The sequence below is a fragment of the Micromonospora sp. ZG13 genome, assembly GCF_059359355.1.
The window spans coordinates 1-1,630 of record NZ_JCADBQ010000041.1 but is presented as its reverse complement, the minus strand read 5'-3'; the positions used below and the strand labels follow the sequence as shown (position 1 = coordinate 1,630).

The 1,630-nt window shown below is 74.4% G+C and carries 1 protein-coding gene; it reads right to left on the bottom strand.

Annotated elements, in window-relative coordinates:
* Window positions 1-1,571, bottom strand: a 1,571-nt coding sequence (locus AC5L34_RS29445; protein ID WP_494827909.1) for an amino acid adenylation domain-containing protein, incomplete at its 3' end; no start/stop codon positions are given.
* Window positions 1,572-1,630 lie beyond the last annotated feature (59 nt).

Below are 1,630 nucleotides of genomic sequence, written 5' to 3'. Positions count from 1 at the left end.
CAGAGGTCGCCGGTGCGGTAGAGGCGGCTGCCGGGTGTGGTGGCGTGGGGGTCGGGCAGGAACCGCTCCGCCGTCTGCCCGGGGCGGCCGAGGTACCCCCGGGCGAGCCCTTCGCCGGCGATGCAGAGTTCGCCGGGCGCGCCGGGCGGGACCAGGCGCAGATCGGGGTCGAGCAGGAGGACGCGGACGCCGTCGATCGGGCCGCCGAGATCCGGGCGGTGGGTCCCGTCGGGCCGCACCACTCCGGCGGTGGCGACGACCGCCGCCTCGGTCGGGCCGTAGTGGTTGACCAGGGCGTAGGGCGTGCGCGCGGAGGGTCGGGTGGTGAGGGCGTCACCACCCGTGAGCAGCGTCCGCAGGCGGGTGGTGGGCGGCGTGGGCAGCCGCAGGATGGCTTCGGCGATCGGGGTGGGCACGAAGGCCACGCTGAGACCCTGCCGGTGCATCCAGTCGTGCAGCGCGGCGGGGTCGAGGCGGTCGGCGGGGTCGGCGACGTGCAGGGTGGCACCGCTGACCAGCGCCGGCCAGATCTCCCACACCGCCGCGTCGAAGCCGAGGCTGGCGATCTGACCGTGGTGCTCGCCGGGCCCGCTGGGATAGGCGTCGAGATGCCAGCGTACGAGGTTCGCCAGCGCGTGGTGGGCGACCATGACCCCCTTGGGGGTGCCGGTGGACCCGGAGGTGTGGATGACGTACGCCAGTTGCTCCGGGTGGATGTGCACCCGGGGGGCCGACGGCGCGGGGGAGTCGGGCCGCTGCGGCGCGAGGGTGACGACGCCGGGGGGTGTGTCGGTGTCGTGGGGGTGTTCGGTGATGAGGATGGTGACGGCGGAGTTGGTGATGAGGTGGTGTCGGCGTGCGGGTGGTGTGGTGGGGTCGATGGGGAGGTAGGCGGCGCCGGTCTTGAGGACGGCGAGCATGGCGGTGATGGCGGGGGTGCCGGGTGGGAGGCTGACGGCGATGGGGTGGTCGGGTCGGGCGCCGTGTCGCAGGAGTTGGTGGGCGAGGTGGTTGGACCACTCGTCGAGTTCGCGGTAGGTGATCGCCCCCGCCCCGTCGACCACCGCGACCGCGTCGGGCTGCCGCCGGGCCGTCTCCGTCACCAGTCGCGGCACGCACCCGGGATCGCCGTCGGAGCGTCCGGCCGTGCCGTCCGGCCCCGTGGCCTGGACGTCCGTACGGTCCGCGACGTCGCGGCCGGCCTCGGCCGGCCGCGTCGCGCCACCCGGTCCCGACCCGCGCCGACGTCCCGTGGACACCGTCGCGAGCCGCCGGCGCTGCTCCTCGGTGATCGCCTCCACCGTGGACAGCCGCTGATCGGGATCGGCCAGCACGGCGGCGACCAGGGCGCGGTAGCTGTCGGCCAGGTCGGCCATGGTGCCGGGCTCGTACAGGTCCCGGGCGTAGCTGAAGTACACGCTGACGGCGTCGGTCCCCACCTCCGCGTGGACGGTGAGGTCGAACTTCGCCGTGCCCGGCTCGGCCGCCACCGGTCGCATCGTCGCGGTGCCCAGCGGCACGGGTCCGTCGGCGACGCCCGTCACGTTCCCGCCGGTGAAGACGGTTTGGATGAGGGGTGGGGTGTGGGGGTCGCGGGTGGGTCTGGTGTGTTCGACGAGTTTGTCGAAGG